The sequence below is a fragment of the Streptomyces graminilatus genome, from assembly GCF_001418565.1.
GTDB classification, from domain to species: Bacteria; Actinomycetota; Actinomycetes; order Streptomycetales; family Streptomycetaceae; genus Streptomyces; species Streptomyces graminilatus.
Map to the genome: position 1 here is coordinate 1 of NZ_LIQQ01000394.1, position 6,048 is coordinate 6,048.

Consider the following 6,048-nt stretch of genomic DNA (forward strand, 5'->3'; position numbering starts at 1 on the left):
CGAACTGGGCGCCGCCCTCGGCTGCGACCCCGACCTCGTCGAGGCGGCCTGCCTCTCGCACGACCTGGGCCACCCGCCCTTCGGGCACAACGGCGAACAGGCGCTCAACGAGTTCGCGGCGGACTGCGGCGGCTTCGAGGGCAACGCCCAGTCCCTCCGGCTCCTCACCCGCATCGAACCGAAGCGCTTCGTGCGCAGCGACCGCCTGGACCTGGAGTCCACGGGCGGCCGGGGCACGGCCACCGGCGAATTCGTCAGCGTCGGCCTCAACCTCACCCGGGCCACCCTCGACGCCGCCACCAAGTACCCCTGGCCGCGCGGCGCGCACCCCACCGACCCGGCCTCCCCGAAGTTCGGTGTCTACGACGACGACCGTCCGGTCTTCGACTGGGTCCGCCAGGGCGCCCCCGGGACCCGGACGACCTTCGAGGCCCAGGTCATGGACTGGGCGGACGACGTGGCGTATTCGGTGCACGACGTCGAGGACGGCCTGCACGCCGGGCACATCGACCCCAACTACCTGCACGCGGAGCCCGAACGCCAGGAGATCTTCCGGGTCGCCACCGGCCGTTATGTGGCAGCGGACACCGACCCCGCCGAACTCGCCGAGGCCCTCGACCGGCTCCTCGACGAGGAGTGGTGGCCGCACGGCTACGACGGCACGGCCGTCGCCCAGGCCCGGCTGAAGGACGCCACCAGCCAGCTCATCGGCCGCTTCTGCCTGGCCGCGGAGAGCGCCACGCGCGCGGCGTACGGCACCGGCCGGCTCACGCGGTACGCGGCGGAACTGGTGGTCCCGCGCGCGGCGCGGCTGGAGTGCGCGGTCCTCAAGGCGGTCGCCGACCGGTACGTGATGCAGCGCGCCGAACAGGAACTGCTCCGCGCGGACCAGCGCGTCGTGGTCGCCGAACTCGCCGAGGCACTCACCGCCCGCGCCCCGGACGGCCTGGACCCCCAGTTCCGCGCGCTGTTCGACGAGGCGGCGGACGACAGGGCGCGCAAGCGGGTGATCGTCGACCAGATCGCCTCCCTCACCGACGCGTCGGCGCGCTCACTGCACGAGCGCCTGCGGAGGAACCGCATATGACCTGCCCGTACATAACCTGCCCGCACATGACCTGTACGCCCATGACCTGCGCGCATATGACAAAGATGTGACCCTGCGTGGCCTGATCGGGCCACACCCTCTTCCCCCATCACACTCCGTGCGGGACGCTCGCCATGTGGCGGTAACCCACAGGGCATCCGTACGCAAGGCACCTTTCAGAGGCACCTTTCACAAGGAGGCATGAAGTGGTCGACGCGGATCAGACATTCGTCATCGTCGGAGGCGGACTGGCCGGCGCCAAGGCGGCCGAGACGCTCCGGACGGAGGGCTTCACCGGCCGCGTGATACTGATCTGCGACGAACGCGACCACCCGTACGAGCGGCCCCCGCTCTCCAAGGGCTACCTCCTCGGCAAGGAGGAGCGCGACAGCGTCTTCGTCCACGAACCCGCGTGGTACGCGCGCAACGACATCGAACTCCACCTCGGCCAGACCGTCGACGCCATCGACCGTACGGCGAAGACGGTCCGCTTCGGCGACGACGGCACCCTCGTCCACTACGACAAACTGCTCATCGCCACCGGCGCCGAGCCGCGCCGCCTCGACATCCCCGGCACCGGCCTGGCCGGCGTCCACCATCTGCGCCGCCTCGCGCACGCCGAGCGGCTCAAGGGCGTCCTGGCCGCCCTGGGCCGGGACAACGGCCACATCGTGATCGCGGGCGCCGGCTGGATCGGCCTGGAGGTCGCGGCGGCGGCCCGTGAGTACGGCGCCGAGGTGACCGTCGTCGAACCGGGGGCGACCCCGCTGCACTCGGTGCTCGGCCCCGAGCTGGGCAACCTCTTCGCCGAGCTGCACCGCGAGCACGGCGTCCGCTTCCACTTCGGCGCCCGGCTGACGGAGATCGTCGGCCAGGACGGCATGGTCCTCGCGGCCCGCACGGACGACGGCGAGGAGCACCCGGCCCACGACGTCCTGGCGGCCATCGGAGCCGCCCCGCGCACCGGACTGGCGGAGGCGGCCGGCCTGACCCTCGCCGACCGGGCGCACGGCGGCGGCATCGCGGTCGACGAACGACTGCGCACCTCCGACCCCGACATCTACGCGGCCGGTGACGTGGCCGCCTTCCACCACGCCCTGTTCGACACCAGGCTGCGCGTCGAACACTGGGCCAACGCCCTCAACGGCGGCCCGGCGGCGGCCCGATCGATGCTGGGCCGCGAATCGACGTACGACCGTGTGCCGTATTTCTTCTCCGACCAGTACGACATGGGCATGGAGTACTCGGGCTGGGCGCCCCCCGGCTCCTACGACCAGGTGGTGATCCGGGGCGACGCGGGCAAGCGCGAGTTCATCGCCTTCTGGGTGAAGGAGGGCCGGGTGCTGGCCGGGATGAACATGAACGTGTGGGACGTCACAGAGACCGTCCAGCAGCTCATCCGCTCCCGCGCCCAGGTGGACACGGAGGCCCTGGCGGCCCCGCACGTACCGCTGGAGAGCCTCGTCCCGTGACCCCGCCGGGGCCCGCCACGGTCACGGCACTGTCATTCCGCCCCCGTAGAATCACCGTGTGGCCGGAAGGATCAACGACGAGGACGTGAAGGCGGTTCGGGACGCGGTCCCGATCGACGCCGTCGTGTCCGAGTACCTCCAGTTGCGCAACGCGGGCGGCGGCAACCTCAAGGGCCTCTGTCCCTTCCACGACGAGAAGTCACCGTCCTTCCAGGTCAGCCCGAGCAAGGGACTCTTCCACTGCTTCGGCTGCCAGGAAGGCGGCGACACCATCACGTTCGTGATGAAGGTCGACCACCTCTCCTTCTCCGAGGCGGTCGAGCGCCTGGCCGGCCAGGCCGGCATCACCCTCCGGTACGAGGAGGGCGGCTACAACCCCGCCAACCAGCGCGGCGAACGCATCCGCCTGGTCGAGGCCCACAAGATCGCCGCCCAGTGGTACATGGAGCAGCTGGCCACCAGCCCCGAGGCCGACGCGGGCCGCAAGTTCCTCGCGGAACGGGGCTTCGACCAGTCGGCCGCCGAACACTTCTCCGTCGGCTACAGCCCCCAGGGCTGGGACCACCTCACCCGCTATCTCCGGGGCAAGGGCTTCTCCGACAAGGAGCTCCAGCTCTCCGGCCTCGCCCAGGAAGGCCGCCGCGGCCCCATCGACCGCTTCCGGGGCCGGCTGATGTGGCCGATCCGCGACATCGGCGGCGAGGTCGTCGGCTTCGGCGCGCGCAAGCTGTACGAGGCGGACACGGGCCCGAAGTACCTGAACACGCCGGACACGGCGATCTACCGCAAGTCCCAGGTCCTGTACGGCATCGACCTCGCCAAGAAGGACATCGCGAAGGTGAGCCGTGCGGTCGTCGTCGAGGGCTACACGGACGTCATGGCCTGCCATCTGGCCGGCGTGACGACGGCGATCGCGACCTGCGGCACGGCCTTCGGCACCGACCACATCAAGATCCTCCGCAGGCTGCTGATGGACAACGGCTCGGCCCGCGTGATCTTCACCTTCGACGGCGACGCGGCCGGCCAGAAGGCGGCCCTGCGCGCCTTCGAGGACGACCAGAAGTTCGCCGCCGAGACCTACATCGCCATCGCGCCCGACGGCATGGACCCCTGCGACCTGCGGCTCGCCAAGGGCGACCAGGCGGTCGCCGAACTAGCCGAACCCCGCACCCCGCTTTTCGAGTTCGCCCTGGCCCAGATCGCCTCCCGCTACGACCTGGAAACCCCGGCGGGCCGCGCGGCGGCGCTGGACGAGGCGGCGCCGATCGTCGCCCGCATCAAGAACAGCGGCGCCCAGCACGAGGTGGCCGTCCAGCTCGCCGGCATGCTCGGCATCCTGGACACCCAGTTCGTCGTCAAGAGGGTGGCCCAGCTGGCCCGTTGGGCGAAGGACCGGGGCGGCAAGGGCCCGGCCCCCGCCGGCGGGCCGCACCAGAGGCAGCCGTACGAGCAGACGACGCGACCGAACGGCCCCTCGGGCCCGGCGCTGAACCTCCGTAACCCCGTCTACGCCACCGAACGCGAACTCCTCAAACTCGCCCTCCAGCGCCCGGACCTGGTCTCCCCGGCCTTCGACGCGTACGGCATCGACGAGTTCACCGCCGCCCCCTACGCGGCCGTACGCCTGGCGATCATGGAAGCGGGCGGCGCGGAGTACGGCGTCCAGGACCCCCAGGAGTATCTGGTCCGGGTCCGTGAGGTGGCCCCGGACAACACGGTCCGCTCCATGGTGACGGAGCTGGCGGTCGAGGCGATCATGCGCCGTACGGTCGACGACGTGTACGCGAGCGACCAGTTGGTCATGGTCCGCCGCAGGGCCGTGGAACGCCGGATCCAGGAGGTCCAGGTCACCCACACCCGCCTGGCCACCCACGGCGACCCGGCCGAACTGGCCGCCGTACAGAACGAGTTGTGGGTACTCCAGCAGTACGACCAGGCGCTACGGGAGCGAGGCGCGGCAGCGCTCTGACGCGTGACGCACGGCGGCACTCGTTTCGTACACATGAGCTGAGCGAAGAGAACGAGACGCGCGCCGATCGTGCCAGGTCGGACCCCGCACGGGCGGTCGATTTCGGCGCCAGGGTAATCACCTGGTCACGGAACGGACTCAGAAAGTCCCCGCACGACCCTCGTGGCAGCGATGTGTCGTACTCCACACTGGGTTCCGGTGCCTGAGTCCTCGGAGCGCGGCCGACCCGTCCCCAACGGGTCCGTCACCCCCGCGATTCCGCTCAACGCGTACGGGACGGAAGCGGCGAAGCCGCACACTCCGCCCCCCGAGTACCGCTGCCGTACGCCTCAGCAGCGATCATCCTGGAGGTCGCCCCCCGTGCAGACCCAGACCCTCGCCCAGACCGGCAACGGCGATGTCACGGACGTCGCCGACGTCATCTCGGCCGTGCCGCCGCAGAGCCGCGCCACACACCACCCCGAGACGGCCGACGAAGCGCTGGAGACAGCGGAAACGACAGAGCCGACAGAGCCGACAGAGCCGATCGAGCCGCTCGAACCAATGGAGCCGCTGGAGCTGCTCGACGAGACAGATCCAACAGATCCCGTTGAATCTGTCGCACCGGTCGCACCCGTCGCACCCGTCGCACGGACTCGGACCCCCGCCCGAGCCGACAACAGCGGGCCGTCCTCCGACCTGTTCCGCCAGTATCTGCGCGAGATCGGCCGCATCCCGCTGCTCACCGCCGTCGAGGAGGTCGAACTCGCCCGCCGGGTCGAGGCGGGCCTGTTCGCCGAGGAGAAACTGCGGCTCGCCTCCGACTCCGACCTGGACAGTCAACTCGCCCTGGACCTGGACCGGTTGGTCGTCATGGGCCGGATGGCCAAGCGCCGCCTGATCGAGGCGAACCTGCGCCTGGTGGTGTCGGTGGCGAAACGGTACGTGGGCCGGGGCCTGACAATGCTCGACCTCGTCCAGGAGGGCAACCTGGGCCTGATCCGGGCCGTCGAGAAGTTCGACTACGCGCGCGGCTACAAGTTCTCGACGTACGCGACCTGGTGGATCCGCCAGGCCATGTCCCGCGCCCTAGCCGACCAGGCCCGGACGATCCGCGTGCCCGTACACGTGGTCGAGCTGATCAACCGGGTCGTCCGGGTCCAGCGCCGGATGCTCCAGGAACGCGGCTACGAGCCGACCTCCGAGGAGGTCGCCGCCCACCTGGACCTCCTGCCCGAGCGCGTCAGCGAGGTGCTGCGCCTGGCCCAGGAGCCCGTGTCGCTGCACGCCCCGGTGGGCGAGGAGGACGACGTGGCGCTCGGCGACCTCATCGAGGACGGCGACGCGGCGTCCCCGGTCGAGTCGGCGGCGTTCCTGCTGCTGCGGGAACACCTGGAGGCGGTGCTGTCGACGCTGGGGGAGCGGGAACGCAAGGTCGTCCAACTGCGGTACGGCCTGGCGGACGGCCGGCCGCGCACCCTGGAGGAGATCGGCCGGATCTTCGGCGTCACCCGGGAACGCATCCGCCAGATCGAGTCCAA

4 protein-coding genes are annotated in these 6,048 nt (G+C 70.6%); all 4 read left to right on the forward strand.

Annotated elements, in window-relative coordinates:
• The coding region (locus AOK08_RS30205) for a deoxyguanosinetriphosphate triphosphohydrolase (protein ID WP_055531941.1) at positions 1-1,087 on the forward strand (1,087 nt) is incomplete at its 5' end.
• 206 nt (positions 1,088-1,293) lie between these two features.
• Positions 1,294-2,559, forward strand: a complete 1,266-nt coding sequence (locus tag AOK08_RS30210) for an NAD(P)/FAD-dependent oxidoreductase (RefSeq protein WP_055531942.1) — start codon at positions 1,294-1,296, stop codon at positions 2,557-2,559.
• Positions 2,560-2,617: 58 nt separating this feature from the next.
• Positions 2,618-4,528 carry a DNA primase gene (gene dnaG / locus AOK08_RS30215; RefSeq protein WP_055531944.1) on the forward strand — a complete coding sequence of 637 codons (1,911 nt, stop codon included), beginning with the start codon at positions 2,618-2,620 and terminating at the stop codon, positions 4,526-4,528.
• Positions 4,529-4,888: 360 nt separating this feature from the next.
• On the forward strand, positions 4,889-6,048 hold a 1,160-nt coding region (locus tag AOK08_RS30220), incomplete at its 3' end, for an RNA polymerase sigma factor (protein WP_055531946.1).